This is a genomic window from Rhodococcus sp. 05-2254-6 (assembly GCF_002258565.1).
In the GTDB taxonomy this organism is placed as follows: domain Bacteria; phylum Actinomycetota; class Actinomycetes; order Mycobacteriales; family Mycobacteriaceae; genus Rhodococcoides.
On record NZ_NOZF01000039.1, the window covers coordinates 1 to 18,320 of the forward strand.

Sequence of the window (18,320 nt, forward strand, 5' to 3'; positions counted from 1 at the left end):
ATGGCCTCGACATGGCCGGAGACCGAGATCGGCAGCCCCAGGCCACCGCCGATGATGCCGGCGACTCGGCCGTTCTCCCATCCCAACCGCGGGTGGTCGACGGTGCCGCTCGCGGTATCGACGCGTCCACCGATCGCCACCCCGACCCACAGCGGGGTGCGGCGATGCCAGCGTCCGGCAAAGGCATGTGCGCTACGGGTGACGGAGGCAAGAGCTGTCTCGGAAGAGCCGGCGGGCGTGGGTATTTCGACGGCACCGAGGATGCGTCCGCGCAGATCGCTGACGGTGATGCCGGTGACCACGGCTCCGATGTGGATGCCGATGGTCGAGAACGGTTCGTGGTTGACCTCGAACGGCACCCGTGGGCGTCCGATCGCGCCGGGTGCCGTCAGGTCTGCGCGCTCACGGAGCAGTCCGACGGCGAGCAAGGCCGACACCTGACGGTTGACCGTGGCGATACTCGAACCGGTTGCGCGAGCGGCACGTTCGCGCGAGATGGGGCCTTCGACGCAGGCGACTCGAAGCACCGACGCGGCGGGACTGTCGGCGATCCGCAGATCGGGTGCGACGAGTTGAACGCGCGATCGAGGCCTCGGCAGAGACCGCAGGGAGGTGGGGCCGGTGTGGTGGTGCAGCGTTGATACGGACATTCGTTGTGATCCTCGGCAGTGGCAGACCTCCGCCGTGAATGGACCAACGACGGAAGAGCGAAGTGATGCAGGTCAAGGGTGAATGCGGCGGCCACGAAGGGACCACGGCACGCGAATCGACTGCCCGTAGCGGAAAGGCTAGAGACAGATTCCTTGGCCGGGACAACACAGTTCCCGAGGAAGCGGCAAGCGAGAACCGAGGGACGCGGTCACATAGGTGACCCGCATCGCGGTGGTCTCACTGGCGGACATGGGTCCAAAATTAGCACCCTCGCGTCCGGTGTCCAATCGGGCATCGGAAAGCACGGGGTACGCCGGGCATAGAATTTGGCCATGACCTCGTCCGAACACATTTCCCCCGATGCCCGAATCGCCGTCGTCACCGGAGCGAGCTCCGGCATCGGCGCGGCCACCGCCCGCCAACTCGCCGCCGACGGATTCCACGTCGTGATCGGAGCCCGCCGCCTCGACCGGCTCGAGGAGTTGGCGTCGGAGATCGGTGGTACTGCCCTCGAACTCGATGTGACGGACGAGGATTCGGTCGCGGCGTTCACCGCGGTCATTCCCCGCGTCGACGTGCTGATCAACAATGCCGGCGGCGCCAAGGGCTTGGCCCCGGTGATAGACGCCGACCTCGACGATTGGCGCTGGATGTGGGAGACCAACGTGCTCGGTACATTGCGGGTGACGAAGTCGTTGCTGCCCAAGCTGATCGACTCCGGTGACGGCCTGATCGTCACCATCACATCCGTTGCGGCGTTCGAGGCCTACGACAACGGTTCGGGCTACACCTCGGCCAAACACGCTCAGGCAGTGCTGCATCGGACGCTTCGCGGAGAGCTGCTGGGCAAGCCGGTTCGCTTGACCGAGGTTGCGCCGGGTGCCGTGGAAACCGAGTTCTCCCTCGTCCGTTTCGACGGCGACGCGGCCAAGGCCGATGCCGTCTACCAGGGCATCACACCGCTGGTGGCGAGCGACATCGCCGAGGTGATCGGCTTCGTGGCCTCGCGTCCCTCGCACGTCAACCTGGACCAGATCATCATCAAGCCACGTGACCAGGCCGGTCCGGGGCGCTTCTCCCGCACGTAGCGGCTTCGCCGCACGTGAGCGGAAACTCGACCCCTGCTACGAGTTTTCGCTCACCTGCGGCTACGCCGCTCCCATCGACTCCCACGTCGGCCAGTCGATGGCCCAGTCGTACAGGTCGCCGTCCGCGGCCGAGAGGTCGATGCGAGTTCCGGTGACCTCGACGGGGTCGCCGTACATCGCCGTCTGGAAGTACTCCTGCGCATCGGCGTCGGAGAGGTTGATGCACCCGTTGGTGACGTTCGACGCGCCCTGTACTCCGGTGGTCAGCGGATTGGCGTGGATGAATTCACCGTTGTTGGAGATGCGCACCGCCCAGCGTTCGCGAACGTTCTCGTAGAACGGCGGGTTGGACATCAGGAAGTCCTCGTGCTTCTCGGTGACGACGTGGATGCCGCTGCGGGTGACGTTGCGGTCCTCGTTGCCCTCGCCGTAGCTGACGGGGATGTCCATGATCGTCTGGCCGTCGCGCACCACCTGCATGCGGTGGCTGGTCGCGTCGGCGATGACCACCTGGCTGCGTCCGATGCTGAAGTTCAGGGTGACGTCGTCGGCTCCGTACGCGCCGTCGCCGTAGTTCACGCCGTAGAGCTTGGCGTCCACCGAGACCGTCGTGCCGGGAGCCCAGTAGTCGGTGGGACGCCAGTGGATGCGCGAGCCGTTGTCGTCGGGGAACCAGGCCCACGCGCCGGGCGTCGGCGGGTTGGTGGTCACCGTCAATGCCTTCTCGACGGCGGCCTTGTCGGCGATCGCCGAGTCGAACTGCAGGATGATCGGCGCGGCGATGCCCACTTCCTGGCCGTCGCCGATGTTGGTACTCACCGACGTACGGCTGTCGGGTTCGACGGTGGTGAAGGCCCCGGTGATGTCGACGGTCTTGTTGTCGCTGCCGAGGGCGGTGCCGGACCACGTGTACTGCACGCCGTAGCCGAGGGGCTCGGTGACGGCGTACGAGGTCTTGTCGGGTGAGAGCGCGCCCTGGACGACCTTGCCATCGGGGTTGGTCAACGCCACCTGGGTGAGCGTTCCGTCGGCGACCGAGACCGAGATCGGGGCGACGGGACTGACGTCGACGGCACCTGCGACCGGGTTCTCGGTGACCTGGGCGACGGGAGCTGCCTCGGTGGTCGGGGCCGCGGCACCCGAGTTGCCATCGCCCGATCCGACGGTGCAGCCTGCCACGAGTGCCACCAAGGCGACGAGCACGGCGATCAACCACACCGTGCGCGTCCGTTTTGTCTGTTCTACCTGCTCATGCACGTTGTCCAACGTACCTGCGTCTGCGAACTACCCTGATTTTCGGGGGCAGGATCACAGGTGCAGGAGTGGAGCCTGCGGAATGAACTCAGAGTTTGCGCGTGCGCAGTTCGTGGCCTTTCGAGGTGAGGCAGCGGCCGGTCTCGAGGTTCCAATCCCATCCGTGCAGATTGCAGGTGAGCTTCTTTCCCTCGACGATGCCGAACTTCGTCAGGTCCGCCTTCAGGTGTGGGCAGCGGCGTTGGATCTCGTAGCCGCCCATCGTGATCGTGGCGGTGTCGTCGTGCGCCTCGGAGAACCAACCGTCCGCGTAGGCGATGCGCTCGTCGGTGAGGCACTTGAAGAACGTGTAGAGAAATTCGTTGTAGCCGCCGACGCGTCGGGCCCGGAAGCGGGTGGACAGGAAGATCGAGTTGACCCAGTCCGGCTCCTGGTCACGTATGGCGGTGCGTACCAGCTCCGGCGGGATGGTGAAACTGTAGCGGAACTTCTCATCCGAAATCGGTTCGCGCACAATCCGTTTCGGAAAGTCGAGTACGACGGTTTCGTCACCCATCGTGATTCCGACGGGGTAGCCGATGCCGTCGCAGATCAGATCGGTCTGCGCCATGATCGGCTCGAACAGGCCTCGCATCGGTTCGAGCAGGGGCTCGCCCTCGGCCGGAGCCCAGGCTGCCTTCTCGGCAGCGATGACCGACGCCTGACGCTGGGCGTAGGCCTCGATGTAGTCGGCCTTGCCGGTGGTGAAGATGGCCTCGGCTTCGGCGGTCGGGATCGGATGCTCGTGCGAGAGCAATTCGGAACCGTCGAAGGTTGCGGCAGTGCCCGGCATCATCAGCAGGCCCTTGTCGTGCCCGTGCAGTCGCATCTGCTCGAGGAACACCATCTGGTCCGGGAACACGTTGGCCGGGTCGCCGTAGACGTCGTTGAGCGAGCGCAGCTCGTCGTCGAGGAAGCACGGCGGGCCCGCGGACGGAATCACCCACGTCGAGCCGACCTGTTCGATGTACTGGCGCGCCCGATCCATCTGACGCTGACGCTTCTGGATGCCGAAGTTCTTCTTCGCGCGCGAGACCATGTCGTAGACCATCGGGTACCAGATCGCGCCCGAATACTGCAGCATGTGCACGTCCACGGGACCGAAGTTCTCGGTCATCACGTCCAGGTCCACCGGCCTCGCGTCGTTCATGTTGAACGCGACGGTCTTGCCGTCCGAGACGACCAGACCCGAGTCGCCGATGGGACCGTCGGCGGGCGCACGCAGCGCGATGATCATGATGTCGAGATCGCCCTTGGGCCCGGAGATCGTGTGCTTGACCGAGTCCGTCGTCTCGTAGAACTTGTGGAACCCGAGCTTCTCGAGCTCGTGCTTGAGATCGAGCACCGGATAGTCCGGCAGCAGAACCGTGGCGTCCTTGTTGACGTGCTCGGCCAGATTCTTCGGGTCGAAGTGGTCCTTGTGCAGGTGCGAGACGTAGAGGTAGTCGCAATCACCCAGAGCGTCCCAGTCCAGGCCCGAGTTGTCGGGAAACGGGAACCACGACGCGTAGAACGACGGGTTCACCCACGGATCGCACAGGATGCTTCCGGCGTCGGTCCGAATATGGAATCCCGCATGTCCCACGCTGGTGACCTGCACTGATTTACCTCCTACGAGCTTTCACTTGCAAAGCTCCATCGTATGCGCCGTTTCGACCGGTCCTAACCCAGCGCGCAGTTGACGAGGTCACACTCGGGCGTGAGCGTGACGCCGAACTTCTCCTGCACCCCGTCTCGCACGTGCGCGGCCAGCGCCATGATGTCCGACGCGGTGGCCCCACCCCTGTTGGTGACGGCCAGCACGTGCTTGGACGACAACGCTGCGGTGCCGCGCCCGAATTCGGTGCCGTAACCGCGCGGAAAGCCCGCGTTCTGGATCAGCCAGGCAGCCGGGATCTTGGTTCCCGCGGGGTCGGGGAAGCTGGGTGCGTGCGCGGCGGCCTCGGGCACCTCGGGCAGTACCGGGTTGAGGAAGAACGAACCGACGCTCCACGTGTCGTGATCGCTCGCGTCGAGCACCATGCCCCGCTCACCGCGCAGGGCCAGCACGGCCGCGCGTACGTCCGGCACCGGTACGACGTCACCGATCTGCACGTCGAGACGCTCCGACAACGCCGCGTACCGCACCGGAAGCGACTCGGTCGTCTTCTTCAGCGCGAAGCTCACGTCCAGAATCACGTACCGCGAGGACCGCTTGAACACCGACGATCGATGCGTTCCGAAACCACACTGCTCCGGCGTCCACACCGAAGTCTCCTGGGTCTGTCGGTCGTAGACGGTGAGAGCGTGCAGCAACTCCGACGTCGACGCGCCGTACGCGCCCACGTTCTGGATGGGCGTCGCGCCGGTGGTTCCTGGAATGCCCGACAGCGCCTCCATGCCGGACAGCCCCGCATCGATCGTCGCCTGCACGACGGCATCCCACTCGACACCGGCGTCGACCGTCACGATCTCGCCGTCGATGTCCAGCCGCGAACCGGTCACCCGAATCACCCGGCCGTCGAACCCCTCGTCGCCGACGACCAGATTGGATCCACCGCCGACGACCAGCACATCGGTCTCCGCGCGATCCGCGTCGCGCACGAGGGAGACCAGCTCGTCGCCGGTCGTCGCGACGCAGAATTCACGGGCCGGGCCGCCCACCCGAATGGTGGTGAGCTCCGAAATTGCAGTAGGCACGGACTCTCACGCTACCGGTCGCGCACAAGCGTCGGACCCACCCGGTAACCTGCGGGGATGCCTCGCCCCATTGAGCACAGCTCGACTGTGCCCGCCTCCGCCGACAAGGTCCACGCTGCACTGACGTCCGAGCAGTACTGGAAGGACCGCATCGAGCAGATCGGCGGCCCCAGCGCCAGCGTGAAGAGCATCACCGTCGGCGACGGCACCATCGACGTCGTCATGACCCAGGCCGTCCCCGAAGAGGAGTTGCCGGCCGCGGTGACTGCGTTCAAGAAGGGCGACCTCATCATCGAACGCACCGAGAGCTGGGGACCGTTCGACGGTACCCACGCCGCCGGCACCTTCGGAGCGACCGTCGAAGGCGCACCGGCCCGCATCACCGGCACCACCACGCTCGACGCCACCGGCGAGACGACGACCATCGCACTGGCCGGCACCACCGAGGTCAAGGTCCCCATCTTCGGCGGCAAGATCGAAGCGATGATCAGCGAGCAGGTGCTCTCGCTCATCGACAACGAGCAGGACTTCACCGGTAACTGGATCGCCGCGCAGGGCAACGGCTAGCCTGGCGCACTATGGCTCGCCGAATGAACTACTCCGCCCGGTTCACCCACTCGACGCAGCAGGTCTATGCAGCGCTCTCCAGTCGCGATCACTGGGATGCGCGCATCGAGGAGATGCGTAAGTACTCGGAGAACGAGCTGAAGAGCTTCGAGGTGTCCGACGCCGGAATCGACATCGTGATGCACCACGTCATCCCGCGCACCGAATTGCCCGACATCGCGCAGACGGTGATGAAGAAAGACATGGTCATCACCCGCAACGTGCACTTCGACGCCTACGAGGAAGTCACCGCGGGCCACTACGACGCGTCGATTCCGGCCGGACCCGGCTCGCTGAAGGGCACCACCTCGCTCTTCCCCACCAACGGCGGTTCGACGCTGCGCACCTCCTCCGAGGCCAAGGTCTTCCTGCCGTTCATCGGCGGCAAACTCGAGCAGCTCATGCTCGTCAACCTCATCGACCTGTGGCGCGGTGAAGGCGAAGTAACCGCCGACTGGCTCGAAAAGAACGCCTAGCCCTGAGCAAACCGAACAGGGGTCGTTCCGCAGGCTCCACTCCTGCCCCCGAAGGCGTCATCACCCGCGGCACCACCGGCATCAATCGGTTGCGTCGTAGCGACCGGTGGCTGATGCACAGTCCCGATGTTCGACGCGTTCTGCAGGGCTCGCCCGATCCCCTCGTCGTCGACCTCGGGTACGGGGCGATGCCGAACACGACCCTCGAGCTGGCCGCGCGGCTGCGCACCGTCCGGCCCGATCTCCGAGTCACCGGTCTGGAGATCGACCCCGCACGCGTCGTTCCGGGGAGTGACGGCGTGGAATTCGCCCGCGGCGGTTTCGAGCTGGCGGGATTGCGCCCCAACCTGGTGCGGGCGTTCAACGTACTGCGGCAGTATCCCGAGGATGCGGTACCTGCTGCCTGGCAACGCATTCTGTCGGGCCTGGCGCCGGGCGGCCTGCTGATGGACGGCACCTGCGACGAGCTCGGTCGACGCTGCGCCTGGGTGTTGCTCGACGCCGATGGGCCGCGCTCGCTGACCCTGGCATGGGATCCGTTCGACGTCGAGATGCCGTCGGACATCGCGGAGCGGCTACCGAAGGTGTTGATTCATCGCAACATCGAGGGTGAGCTCGTGCACGATCTGCTTCGACGGGCCGACAGAGCGTGGTCGGTGTCGGCACCGCTGGCACCGTTCGGGCCTCGAATTCGATGGCGCGCCGCCATGAAAGTGCTTGCCGAACAAGGTCTCCCGATCACACTCCCCCGCCGACGAATGCGAGACAACGTGCTCACGGTCCCGTGGTCCTCGGTCGCACCTGCACCGTGAATCGGGTGCAGCTGACCGCGGTGAGCGCGGTCAGCTGCACCCGATTTCGCGGCTACGTACAGGCGGACAGTGCCAGTTCGACGCGTTCGGCCACTCGATCGGTGCTGTTTCCGGCCTCGGTGTACAGCGCGTGCGGGTCGACGCGACCGATCGCGACGGCGTCGCACACCACCTCGTCGAGGGTGATCTGCGAGATGCCACCTGCGGCGAGGTCGAGCACCGTGCGCACCGGGGTGGTGAGGTTGAACGTGCCAGCCGATTCGACGTCCCGCGGCTCGAGCCTCAGACGATGAACCGCCAGCCTGGTGTCGGTCAGTCGTAGGTCGCCGAATGCGCAGACGTGCACGAATTGCGGGTGGAGGTGCCCGAATCCGTGTAGCTCGGCCGCACTCTGGTGCGAGATCACGGCCTCGCCGCCGAACCAGGCGCACCACATGGCGAACACTTCGAGTTCGCTGTGGGGCCACTGGCCGAGTCGGAACAGGTTGCGCTCGACGCGAGTCCACGTGTTCGTGGCCAGATTGACGCGCACCATCGCAGAATCGAAGCCGAGCTCACCGGCCTGCTCGGCGGTGAAATAGCCGTCCTGACGAGTGGCCAACGAGTGCAGTTCGTGCACGCTCGGTCCTGTCGTACCCATGACGCAAGCGTACGTCACAATGTGTTACAGGTCACAAACTTTGGTACCGGCTACACAGGTTCGGCGAGTTTCACAGAGCTTGCTCAGAATCATCGGGAAGACTGCCAGGAATGTCATCCACAGCCAGGCGCAGCACAGCACCGCTGATCGCAGTCTCCGTCGTTGTCGTCCTCCTCGTCGCCGTCATCGGTGGCGAGTTGTTCGTGCGTCAGCAGATCAAATCCTGCCTCGCCGGTCAGCTCGAATCCGAGCTCGGCAGCGAGGTCGAGGTCGGTCTCGGCTTGAAGCCGGTCCTGCTCTCACTGGTCGACAAGAAGGTCTCCTCGGTGACCGTCGACAGCAACGACGCACGCTTCGGACCCGCCGAGGGCATGGTCGTCCAGGCCGAGGCACGTGACCTGAACCTGACGCAGACCGCAGACTCCGGCGGCACCATCGGCAGCTCGAGTGCCGACATCTCGTGGTCCACCGACGGCATCACCCGCACCCTGCAGAGCCAGGGCATCGGCGCGATCGTCTCCGGCGTCACCTCGGACGCATCGGCGGGCACCCTCGACTTCGCCGTCGGCGCTCTGGCGAATCTGACCGTCAAGCCGGAGGTCGTGGACGGCAGGGTCGACGTCCAGACCGTCGACGCGTCGATCCTGGGCCTCGGCATTCCCACCGATCTGGTCGACTCGGTCGTCGGTGTGCTGACCGACAGCCTGCAGGCGTACCCGTTGGACATGGCTCCGACGTCGCTGACCGTCACCGACTCCGGCATCGAGCTCACCCTCGAAGGCGGGCAGTACACGATTCCGGTGACCCAGCAGGATCAGAGCCAGCCGACTCCCGAGGGTTGCTCGCTCGTCGCTTAACCCACGTGCGCGGAACCTCGTAGCCTGCTACGAGGCAGGAGTGGAGCCTGCGGAACAACCCGAAGGCGCAGCGTGCACATGCGACGCAGTCGCTCTAGTCCAGACCGTCCAGTACCGCGCGTGTACCCGACAGGCCCAATCGTGTTGCGCCCGCGTCGATCATGGCCAGGGCGGCGTCCGTGGTGCGGATGCCGCCGCTGGCCTTGACACCCAGTCGCCCGCCGACGGTCTCTGCCATCAATCGCACGGCCTCGACGCTCGCGCCGCCGGCCGGGTGGAATCCGGTGGACGTCTTGACGAAGTCGGCACCGGCCTTCTCGGCCGCGCGGCACACCTCGACGATCGCCTCGTCGGACAGTGCTGCCGATTCGATGATCACCTTCAGGACAGCGCTTCCGGCGATCCCCTCTCGGACGGTGACGATGTCGGCCAGCACAGCGTTGTAGTCGCCCGCGATGGCCGCGCCGACGTCGATCACCATGTCGACCTCGTCGGCACCTTGCTGCACCGCGAGCCTGGCCTCGGATCCCTTGATCAACGAATGGTGCTTGCCCGACGGGAAACCCGCGACGACGGCGGTGAGCATTCCCTCGGCGCGAATCGGCAGCATCGAGGGCGATACGCACACCGCGAGCACTCCGAGTTCGCGACCTTCCTCGATGAGGGCGGCCACGTCGGCCTGCGTGGCTTCGGGCTTGAGCAGCGTGTGGTCGACCATTCCGGCGAGGGCGGCGCGGGTGAGTGTCATGCGGTCCAGCTTTTCACAGCTCTGCCATTCGTAACCCTGTCGGTCTACGATTTTCGGTCATGACCGCAGCCTCGCTCGCCGCCACCTTCAACGCCACCAGCAGGGAGTTCGACGGCCTGACGCCGCAGGTGTGGGGCCCGGCCGGGCAGTCGCTCGCCTTCGCGCTCGAATTGGCCACCGGGGACGCGGTTCTCGACGTCTGTTCCGGCACCGGGGCGTCGGCGATTCCAGCGGCGGCGGCTGTGGGCCCCGACGGTCTCGTGCATGCCATCGATCTGGCCGACGACCTGTTGGAGGTGGGCCGGGTGAAAGCCACCGCCCGTGCGCTGCGCAACATCGACTTCGTCCTCGCCGACGCCACCGAGTGGGAGCCGCCGTCGACGGTTCCCGATGCCGGCTACGACGCGTTGGCCTGTTCGTACGGCATCTTCTTTCTGCCCGATCCCGAGGGGGATTTCGCTCGTCTGGTGTCTCTGGTTCGTCCGGGCGGTCGCGTCGGGGTGACGGTGTGGCGCAAGGGTGCGATCGAGGCGTTCGCGGGCACGTACTTCGAGGTGATCGGCGCGCATTCACCGCCGAGCGAGCACGACGGGCCACTCGCGCAGGACGGTTACGACAAGCACCCGATCCGGCGGATGGAGACGGTAGACCTTCTGTCCGCATGGCTCACCGCGGCAGGCACCACCGATGTCGAGGTCGTGGAGCTGTCCAATCACGTTCCCGCGACGGAGTCGTTCGTGTGGGATCTCGTGCTGGGCAGCGCGATGCAGGGCGCACTGACACCGTTCGACGAGGCGACCCGGACGCAGATCCGTGTCGAGTTCTCCGCGCTGCTGACCGAGCGTGGAATCGATTCGATCGATCTCGGGACACTGGTGGCAACCGGGGTGCGGACGCCCTGAGACAATCGGCGTCATGAGTTCTTCAGTATCCGAGGATCGCCGTTACGTTCTGTCGCTCGGTTGCCCCGACAAGACGGGCATCGTCGCCCGTATCTCGACCTTCCTCGCCGAGGTCGGTGGATGGATCGTCGAGGCCGCCTATCACGCCGATCCCGACACCGGGTGGTTCTTCACCCGGCAGGCCGTACGCGCGTCGTCCGTGGACATGAGCATCGAGGAGCTGCGCACACGTTTCGCCGCGGTGGCCGCCGAACTCGGCCCGGAAACCGAATGGACACTTCATGATTCGGGTGAGCCCAAGCGCGTGGTCCTGCTCGTCAGCAAGGAAGCGCACTGCTTGCACGACCTCCTCGGCCGCGCCGCGGGCGGCGAACTGCCCGCTCAGATCTCCGCGGTGATCGGCAACCACAAGTCACTCGAGCCGATCGCCGCCGCACACGGCACACCGTTCCATCACGTCGAGTTCGCGAAGGATCCGGCCGAGCGCGGTCCCGCCTTCGAAGAGGTGCGGTCGCTGGTCGATTCCTACGACCCGCACGCGGTGGTGCTGGCACGGTTCATGCAGGTTCTCCCCGAGTCGCTGTGCGCGCACTGGGCAGGCCGGGCCATCAACATCCATCACAGCTTCCTGCCGTCGTTCGTCGGCGCTCGTCCGTACCACCAGGCATTCGCGCGGGGCGTGAAACTGATCGGTGCGACGTGCCACTACGTGACGGCCGAGCTCGACGCGGGTCCGATCATCGAGCAGGACGTCATCCGCGTCGATCATTCCGACGAGGTAGTCGACATGGTGCGTCAGGGCCGCGACATCGAGAAGCTGGTGCTCTCCCGCGGTCTGCGGTGGCACCTGGAGGATCGTGTCCTGGTGCACGGCCGCAAGACCGTGGTGTTCAGCTGAAATCTAGAGATTCCGGAGCCGAACCACTTCGGTGTTGAATTCGTCGATTGCCTCGACGGAGCTCATGTGTCCGATGCCGGGAATCACGATCAGTCTGCTCAGGTGATCGTGATCGTCCAGGGCGCGGGCGAGTTTGCGGGCGTGCACCGGTGGGGTCAAGCGATCGGCAGATCCGACGAGCACGCTGGTGGGGACGGACATGTTCGCCAGGGCCTCGCGGATGTCGAGGTCGGTGAGCGCTGCACCCCAGATACCGCGGGTGCGCGGGGCGCATTCGAGGACGATCTTCTCGCAGAACGCCACCTCGGCGGGTGTCGCTCCTGGTGCCATCGAGATGTACTTGATGGCTTGGCGCACCACCGGTGACGGCCGCAGCGGAAGTGCCGAGCTGAGCACGGCTTTGCCCACCGGGGTGGGGACCCGTGGAAAGCGTTGCGGCAGCGGGATGACGGTGGTTTCGCGAATCAGGGAGTCGGTCGCGGTGCTGGCGAGGAGCACAGCGCTGACGAGTCGGTCGACCTGTTCGGGATAGTTGCCGGCCCAGGCCATGATGGACATGCCGCCCATGCTGTGTCCCACCATGACGGCCTTGTTGTCCTCGGCCACCGTGGCGGAAAGGATCGCGGAGAGGTCGTCGGCCAGCACGTCGGGGCTCAACGGTCGCGTCCCGACGTCGCTTCGACCGTGACCGCGCTGGTCGTAGGTGACGACGCGGTAGCGGCCGGCAAGGGCATTGATCTGTGGGTACCAGTAATCGGCCGAGCAGGTCCACCCGTGGCTGAAGACGATCGGTTCGGCATCGGCGTCCCCGTAGCTACGGACGTGCAGGTGCGCACCGTCGTCGGTGACCACCTCGGTGATGTGCGGCTCGAACGTGGGACGCTCGAGCAACTCGTCGGGCTGCACGTCGGTCGTCTTGGTGAACGAGTGCAGGCGACGCCGCCGAACGACGAATGCTCCGACAGAGGCCGCCGCGGCCGCGCTGCCTATTCCGAGCAGCGCGCGTTCGATTACCTTGCGTGAAACCACTGACATTCCCCTCCACCTGTGTCCCCCCGAGCGGGTGCGGTAGAGGGTACGCCCACACAGAAGTGGGCGTCGATGCGACTTACCTACCAGCGGGGTCCGCGCTGGATGCTGTCGACCTTGGGACGGACGTCGACGAGGTACACGCACACGGCGACGACGCCGATGATGCCCAGGAAGCCGATCACCCCCGAGACGAGAATGAGCAGTAGACCGATGAACAGAATGGCCAGCCATTTGGTCTTCGTCAGCTTGTCCACTGCCGGGAAGGCGTCGGGGCGCTGGCGCAGTGCGTGGAAGATCGCGAATCCTGCGCCTACCACTCCGAGGATCTGGAGAAAGGTCAGGATGTAGTAGCTGAAGCTGCCGGCGATGCTCACGTGCGCCAGTGTACGAGAAACGACCCCTGCGCCGCGCGGCGCAGGGGTCGTTTTCTTTACGAATGCTTTAGCGAGTGGTCTTCTTCGCCGGAGCCTTCTTGGCCGGAGCCGGTGCGGTCTTCTTGGCAGCCGGTGCCGGAGCCGTCTTCTTGGCCGGAGCCGGGGTCTTCTTGATCGGCGAGTTCGCGCTGCTGCGGGTCTTGGCCTCGACCTTGCCTGCCACGCCGCTCACCTTGTCCGAAGCCTCGACGGCCTTGTCCTTGGCCTCGTCGCCTGCTTCGTCGATGTTCTCGGCGAGCTCGTCGGCGGCCTCGGAGATCTCCTCGGCACCTTCACGAACCTTGTCCGACGCGAGGCCGGCCAGGGCAGCGGCGCGCTCGCCGACCGCGCGGGTCTGCGAGGCAACGGTTCCGAGGGCCTGCTCGGTGAGGTCGACGACGTCGTTGGCTGCGGTGTTGGCGCGCTCGAGGCTCTCTTCGACGGCCGGGGTGCGGCGGATGCGCTCGACGGTCTCTTCGCCGCGCTCGGCGAGCGAGGTGTAGAGGTCGGAGGCCACCTTGAGGTATGCCTCGGCAACCTTGCGGAGCTCTTCGGGGGTGAAGCGCTCGCGCAGTTCGGCAATCTCGTCGGGAAGCTCTGCAGGCAGGTTGGCCAGCCGCTCGCGCAGGCTCTCGACGCCTTCGGTGACGTCCTCGGAGAGGTCGGCGATGCGGGCGTTGACCTCGCTGGTGCGGCTCTCGGCGCGTGAACGCACCTGAGCGACGACGTCCGCTACTGCCTGGACGACGGCGTCGCCCGCGCCGACGGCTGCGAAGATGGGGGTCTTGACGTTCTCGAAGTTCTTGGAATCAGACATCGGGTGTCTCCTGTTCGTCGGGTTCGGGCTCCTGCGTCGACTCGTTCTCACGACAGAACGAGTCGTAGATCTCGATCAGCACTTGCTTCTGCCGTTCGGTGATGTGCTCATCGCCGAGCAGAGCTTCGCGCACCGGACCGTGGGGACGCGCTTCCAAGATCCCGGCCCGGACGTACAGCACCTCCGAGGAGACGCGCAGACCCTTGGCTATCTGCGCTAGCACTTCTGCGGACGGGTTGCGCAGTCCGCGTTCGATCTGGCTCAGGTAGGGGTTGCTCACTCCGGCTCGGCTGGCGAGTTGCCGCATCGATACCTGCGCGGCTTCCCGTTGCGACCGGATGTAGCTTCCGATGTCCTGAGCTGCAGTCGTCACGACTGCGGCGACAAGATCCCCCGCCTCGGCGACCACCTGCGTCGCCTCGGTCGCCTTGGCGACCAGATCCCCCTCGTCATCGGCCATCTCGGCCTCCTGTTTTCGGTGTCCTACTGGACGGTACCGAAGGGTGCTAACTATTGCAAGCACTCTGCTAGCACTAGTGTCCGAAGATGAGATCCGAGACCGTGTAGATCGCCAGTCCGGCGATGGATCCGACGACGGTTCCGTTGATTCGAATGAACTGCAGATCGCGTCCGACCTGCAGTTCGATCTTCTTGCTCGCTTCCTCGGCGTCCCACCGAGCGACGGTGTCACCGATGATCGTGGTGATCTCGTCGGCATAGTTCGCGGCGATGTAGCTCGCTCCGCCGAGCAGCCAACCGTCGACCTTGCCGCGCAGCTCCTCGTCGTCGCGGAGCCGCACGCCGAGGTTGACGGTGTTCTCCTTGATCTTGGTGCGCAGCGTGCTCGTCGGATCGTCGACCGACTCGGTGATCAGCCGCTTGGCCACCTTCCAGGTCGCTGCCGCGAGCCCGGTGATCTCCTCGCGGCCCATGATCTGCGCCTTGAGCTTCTCCGCCTTCTCGATGGTCGTCGGGTCGTGCTGCAGATCGTTGGCGTAGTCGACCAAGAATTTGTTGGCGGCCAGACGCACGTCGTGCTCGGGGTTGGACCTGATCTTCCAGGTGAACTCGACGAGTTCCTTGTAGACCTTCTCCCCCAGCAACGTGTCGACGAACTTCGGCGACCAGTTCGGCGAGTCCCGCGCCACGACGCGATCGATCATCTCCTGGCTGCCAAGCGCCCATTGGTGAGCGCGTTCGGCGAGCATGTCGATCAACGGCAGCTGACGGTTCTCGCGGAGCAACTCGTCGAGGATCCGGCCGATGGGCGGGCCCCACTGCGGATCGGCGAGACGCCGCACGATGGTGCTGTCGATGACGGCGGTGATGTCCTCGTCGTTGAGCACGTCGACGACGCCGTGCAACACGGTCGCCGCCTCGGCCGCGACGCGTTCGGCGTTGTCGGGCTGAGCGAGCCAGGTACCCAGCCGCAACGGAACCTGCGCCGACGCGACCTTCTCGGACACCACCTCGGGAGCGAGGAAATTGCTACCGACGAACGAGCTCAGGCTCGCGCCCAGCTGGTCCTTCTTCTTCTTGATCAGAGCCGTGTGCGGGATCGGAATACCGAGCGGGTGCTTGAACAGTGCCGTCACCGCGAACCAGTCCGCGAGTGCGCCGACCATGCCCGCTTCCGACGCAGCGCGGACGTAGCCGACCCATGCACCGGCACCCGTCGACTCCTGCCACCGGCAGAAGAGGTAGACGATCGACGCGAAGACGAGAAAGCCCGTCGCGACTGTTTTCATCTTGCGGAGGTCGCGACGCTTGGTCTCGTCGTCGAAGTTCATGAGCTGCACAACCGACATTGTGCCCAGAATCTCGGCAGACCAACCGGACGCAGCCTGCAATGGTGTCGGACAAGGCGCATAGGGTGGGGTTGTGGCGAGAAATACGACGGAGGCAAAGCTGGACGAGTCCGAGCCGAGCGAGGACAAGCCGAAGGTCGAGAAGCCGGACGGCCGAAAACGTCGGTGGCGTGAGCACAAGATCGCCCGCCGCGAAGAGCTCGTCGACGGCACGTTGGCCGCGATCCGGTTGCGCGGCCGCGAGATCGGGATGGACGAGATCGCGTCGGAGATCGGTATCTCCAAGACGGTGCTCTACCGCTATTTCACCGACAAGAACGATCTGACGAGCGCCACCATGTCTCGGTACGTCGAGACCACGCTTGCTCCGCGCATCTACTCGGCGATCGCCCACGAACTCGACGAGTACGAGCTCACCCGCATCGTCGTGACCGCCTATGTCGAGACGGTGGCCACCGATCCCGAGGTCTACCTCTACGTCATGGCGAACAACGCCGGCAACAACCGCGATGTCGTCGCCGAGTCCGAGCGGATGATCGCCGAGTTGCTCTCCACGGTGCTCGGTGAACGCCTACGGCAACGCGAAATGGATTCCGGTGGTTCGGTGCCGTGGGCCTTCGCCATCGTCGGCGCGGTCCAGTTGGCCACGCACTGGTGGATCTCCAACAAGTCGATGTCCGCAGACGATTTGATCGACTACCTCTGCATGATGATGTGGGGCGGAATCCACGGGGTCGCGATGGCCGACGGCTCCCCCGCAAAATTCAAGTCACAGCCACATCCGTTGGTCGACGAGGAGCCGAACACGCCTTAGCGCTCGTCGTACCCGTCGTCGTCCACGGGCACTTCTGCTCGTTGATCCAGCACGTCACGGGCGTCGGCCTCGATGGGCAGATCATCTGCGTTCGGCTCGTCCGGCTCGTCCGCGATCGGGAGATTCTGTTCGACGCGATCCTCGGTCGGGGTTTCGATGGGTGAGTCGCTCATGTCTCCATTCGTACCATCGCTCGTCAGTTTGAGATCAGGCCCGGTCGGACATCCGAGAGGGTATGACTACCGAAACATTGACCGGACGCCGCATCGCGATTCTCGCCACCGACGGCGTCGAGCAAGTCGAGCTGGTGCAGCCCCGCGAAGCAGTCGAAAATGCCGGGGCCTCAGTCACATTGGTCTCGCTCGACCACGGCGACATCCAAGCCATGGAGGGTGACGTCAATGCTGCAGACACCTTCACCGTCGACAGCGTCGTCGCCGACGTCTCGGCCGACGACTTCGACGCGCTGATCCTGCCCGGCGGAACCACCAACCCCGATCAACTTCGCGTCGACGCGGATGCCGTGGAGTTCGTCCGCTCGTTCGTACAAGCCCGCAAGCCCGTCGGCGTCATTTGCCACGGGGCCTGGACACTCGTCGAAGCCGACGTTCTGAAGGGCCGGACATTGACGTCCTACCCGAGCATCCGAACCGACATTCGCAACGCCGGTGGCACGGTCGTCGACGAGGAAGTGGTCGTCGACGGCAATCTGATCTCGAGCCGAAACCCGGACGACCTGCCTGCCTTCTGCGCGAAGATCGTGGAGCATTTCAGCGCTTGATAGGTTAGCGTGCCCTATGCGCATCTCTCGTTCTTTGGCCCTGCCTGCGGCAGTCCTGGCCCTCGCTCTCACCCTTTCCGCATGCAGCTCCGACGCCGGCGACGGCGACAGCGCCGATTCCTCCCAGGCCGGCGGTGTCGTCGTCACCGACATGTTCGGCGACGTCGAAGTCCCTGCGAACCCGCAGCGAGTGGTCGCACTCGGTTGGTCCGATGCCGAAACTGCGCTCGCCCTCGGTGTACAACCCGTCGGAGCCAGTGACTGGCTCGGCGTCGGCGGCAACGGCCTCGGTCCATGGGTCGACGAGTCCTACGACACCGACCCCACGATCGTCGGCACCTTCGACGTGAACATGGAATCGGTGGCGGCTTTGGAACCGGACCTGATTCTGTGGACGCGCAGCACCAACGACAAGGCCGTCTACGACGACCTGTCCGACATCGCACCGACCGTCGCGGCACCTCCGGGAACCGACGTCGCCTACGGCACCACCTGGGACGGGCAGACCGAGATCGTCGCGCAGGCACTGGGCAAGGTCGACCAGGGCAAGCAGCTCGTCGACGACACCAGGGCATTGTTCGACAACACCATCGCGGCCAACCCCGAATTCGCCGACAAGACCGTTGCCGTCGGCACTCTCTACAGCGGACAGGTCGGTGTCACCGAGGACCACGAGGCGTCCGTCCCGTGCCGACGGAAGGCCCTGGATCGACGGGTTGTCGGTGATCACCTCGGGTCCGGTGCCGATGGGGAACATGACGGTGAGGTCGGCGTCGAGTGCGGAGATGTTCTCCTCGGACAGTTCGATGCTGAACGCTCCGGGTTCGGCGCGGTCCTGGACGGCCGGAGTGTTGGTCAGGCCGAGTGATTCGAGGAAGTCGACGCGGGTGTCGCCGCGGACGTAGGCACCGACCTGTCCGCTGTAGAGAGTGCCGACGGCAACGGTCTTGTCGGCGAATTCGGGGTTGGCCGCGATGGTGTTGTCGAACAATGCCCTGGTGTCGT

General features: G+C 65.3%; 21 protein-coding genes and 1 pseudogene. 10 read left to right on the forward strand and 12 right to left on the reverse strand.

The features are described 5' to 3' along the window. Positions 1-650: pseudogene (locus CH256_RS04600) on the reverse strand (ROK family protein); the annotation flags it as partial. A 333-nt stretch (positions 651-983) separates the two neighbouring features. Between CH256_RS04600 and CH256_RS04605 the strand changes: the two are divergent. Continuing rightward, complete coding sequence (locus CH256_RS04605; protein WP_068046115.1) at positions 984-1,739, forward strand: SDR family NAD(P)-dependent oxidoreductase; 756 nt, start codon at positions 984-986, stop codon at positions 1,737-1,739. Between the two features lie 60 nt (positions 1,740-1,799). On the opposite strand, the gene CH256_RS04610 is transcribed toward CH256_RS04605, so the two are convergent. From CH256_RS04610 to CH256_RS04620, 3 genes are all read right to left on the reverse strand, one after another. Then, the gene (locus tag CH256_RS04610; protein ID WP_179271998.1) at positions 1,800-2,996 is read right to left on the reverse strand and encodes a L,D-transpeptidase; all 1,197 of its coding nucleotides are present in this window, start codon (positions 2,994-2,996) and stop codon (positions 1,800-1,802) included. An 85-nt stretch (positions 2,997-3,081) separates the two neighbouring features. Continuing rightward, positions 3,082-4,632, reverse strand: coding sequence for an MBL fold metallo-hydrolase (locus CH256_RS04615; protein ID WP_094641054.1), 1,551 nt, complete (start codon positions 4,630-4,632; stop codon positions 3,082-3,084). Between the two features lie 62 nt (positions 4,633-4,694). After that, positions 4,695-5,711: a UDP-N-acetylmuramate dehydrogenase gene (locus CH256_RS04620; RefSeq protein ID WP_068046121.1), complete on the reverse strand. Its 1,017-nt coding sequence runs from the start codon at positions 5,709-5,711 to the stop codon at positions 4,695-4,697. A gap of 57 nt (positions 5,712-5,768) precedes the next feature. Between CH256_RS04620 and CH256_RS04625 the strand changes: the two genes are divergently transcribed. From CH256_RS04625 to CH256_RS04635, 3 genes are all read left to right on the forward strand, one after another. Then, on the forward strand, positions 5,769-6,278 hold the full coding sequence (locus CH256_RS04625) for a DUF2505 domain-containing protein (RefSeq protein ID WP_068046123.1): 510 nt from the start codon (positions 5,769-5,771) through the stop codon (positions 6,276-6,278). Between the two features lie 11 nt (positions 6,279-6,289). Next, positions 6,290-6,793, forward strand: a complete 504-nt coding sequence (locus CH256_RS04630; protein ID WP_032380350.1) for a DUF2505 domain-containing protein — start codon at positions 6,290-6,292, stop codon at positions 6,791-6,793. 113 nt (positions 6,794-6,906) lie between these two features. Continuing rightward, positions 6,907-7,605: a class I SAM-dependent methyltransferase gene (locus tag CH256_RS04635; RefSeq protein ID WP_256989365.1), complete on the forward strand. Its 699-nt coding sequence runs from the start codon at positions 6,907-6,909 to the stop codon at positions 7,603-7,605. A 52-nt stretch (positions 7,606-7,657) separates the two neighbouring features. Here CH256_RS04635 and CH256_RS04640 read toward each other — a convergent pair whose 3' ends face one another. Further along, complete coding sequence (locus CH256_RS04640) at positions 7,658-8,245, reverse strand: type IV toxin-antitoxin system AbiEi family antitoxin domain-containing protein (RefSeq protein WP_094668992.1); 588 nt, start codon at positions 8,243-8,245, stop codon at positions 7,658-7,660. A 110-nt stretch (positions 8,246-8,355) separates the two neighbouring features. Here CH256_RS04640 and CH256_RS04645 point away from each other — a divergent pair, with 110 nt between their 5' ends. Then, positions 8,356-9,102, forward strand: coding sequence for an LmeA family phospholipid-binding protein (locus CH256_RS04645; RefSeq protein WP_179271999.1), 747 nt, complete (start codon positions 8,356-8,358; stop codon positions 9,100-9,102). Positions 9,103-9,196: 94 nt separating this feature from the next. On the opposite strand, the gene deoC is transcribed toward CH256_RS04645, so the two are convergent. Continuing rightward, positions 9,197-9,850, reverse strand: a complete 654-nt coding sequence (deoC, locus tag CH256_RS04650) for a deoxyribose-phosphate aldolase (RefSeq protein WP_068046140.1) — start codon at positions 9,848-9,850, stop codon at positions 9,197-9,199. Positions 9,851-9,909: 59 nt separating this feature from the next. Here deoC and CH256_RS04655 point away from each other — a divergent pair, with 59 nt between their 5' ends. Both CH256_RS04655 and purU read left to right on the forward strand, forming a co-directional pair. Next, positions 9,910-10,752, forward strand: coding sequence for a class I SAM-dependent methyltransferase (locus tag CH256_RS04655; protein ID WP_094641050.1), 843 nt, complete (start codon positions 9,910-9,912; stop codon positions 10,750-10,752). 13 nt (positions 10,753-10,765) lie between these two features. Further along, positions 10,766-11,650, forward strand: a complete 885-nt coding sequence (gene purU, locus CH256_RS04660; RefSeq protein ID WP_094641049.1) for a formyltetrahydrofolate deformylase — start codon at positions 10,766-10,768, stop codon at positions 11,648-11,650. Between the two features lie 3 nt (positions 11,651-11,653). Here purU and CH256_RS04665 read toward each other — a convergent pair whose 3' ends face one another. From CH256_RS04665 to CH256_RS04685, 5 genes are all read right to left on the reverse strand, one after another. Then, complete coding sequence (locus CH256_RS04665; protein ID WP_068046150.1) at positions 11,654-12,685, reverse strand: alpha/beta fold hydrolase; 1,032 nt, start codon at positions 12,683-12,685, stop codon at positions 11,654-11,656. Positions 12,686-12,762: 77 nt separating this feature from the next. Continuing rightward, positions 12,763-13,056 carry a DUF2516 family protein gene (locus tag CH256_RS04670; protein WP_068046153.1) on the reverse strand — a complete coding sequence of 98 codons (294 nt, stop codon included), beginning with the start codon at positions 13,054-13,056 and terminating at the stop codon, positions 12,763-12,765. Positions 13,057-13,123: 67 nt separating this feature from the next. Continuing rightward, the gene (locus CH256_RS04675) at positions 13,124-13,912 is read right to left on the reverse strand and encodes a heparin-binding hemagglutinin (RefSeq protein ID WP_094668994.1); all 789 of its coding nucleotides are present in this window, start codon (positions 13,910-13,912) and stop codon (positions 13,124-13,126) included. Continuing rightward, entirely contained in the window at positions 13,905-14,372 is a 468-nt protein-coding gene (locus CH256_RS04680; RefSeq protein ID WP_052047273.1) for a helix-turn-helix domain-containing protein, read from the reverse strand. Before CH256_RS04680 ends, CH256_RS04675 begins: the two co-directional genes overlap by 8 nt. A gap of 73 nt (positions 14,373-14,445) precedes the next feature. Then, positions 14,446-15,720: a DUF445 domain-containing protein gene (locus tag CH256_RS04685; RefSeq protein ID WP_068046160.1), complete on the reverse strand. Its 1,275-nt coding sequence runs from the start codon at positions 15,718-15,720 to the stop codon at positions 14,446-14,448. 73 nt (positions 15,721-15,793) lie between these two features. Between CH256_RS04685 and CH256_RS04690 the strand changes: the two genes are divergently transcribed. Next, the gene (locus tag CH256_RS04690; protein ID WP_068046163.1) at positions 15,794-16,534 is read left to right on the forward strand and encodes a TetR/AcrR family transcriptional regulator; all 741 of its coding nucleotides are present in this window, start codon (positions 15,794-15,796) and stop codon (positions 16,532-16,534) included. Here CH256_RS04690 and CH256_RS27945 read toward each other — a convergent pair. Beyond that, the gene (locus CH256_RS27945; RefSeq protein WP_156516042.1) at positions 16,531-16,707 is read right to left on the reverse strand and encodes a hypothetical protein; all 177 of its coding nucleotides are present in this window, start codon (positions 16,705-16,707) and stop codon (positions 16,531-16,533) included. The genes CH256_RS04690 and CH256_RS27945 overlap by 4 nt on opposite strands. Positions 16,708-16,769: 62 nt before the next feature. Here CH256_RS27945 and CH256_RS04695 point away from each other — a divergent pair, with 62 nt between their 5' ends. Both CH256_RS04695 and CH256_RS04700 read left to right on the forward strand, forming a co-directional pair. Next, positions 16,770-17,315: a type 1 glutamine amidotransferase domain-containing protein gene (locus CH256_RS04695; RefSeq protein WP_176460410.1), complete on the forward strand. Its 546-nt coding sequence runs from the start codon at positions 16,770-16,772 to the stop codon at positions 17,313-17,315. Between the two features lie 16 nt (positions 17,316-17,331). After that, entirely contained in the window at positions 17,332-18,183 is an 852-nt protein-coding gene (locus CH256_RS04700) for an ABC transporter substrate-binding protein (protein WP_256989366.1), read from the forward strand. Positions 18,184-18,320: the final 137 nt, after the last annotated feature.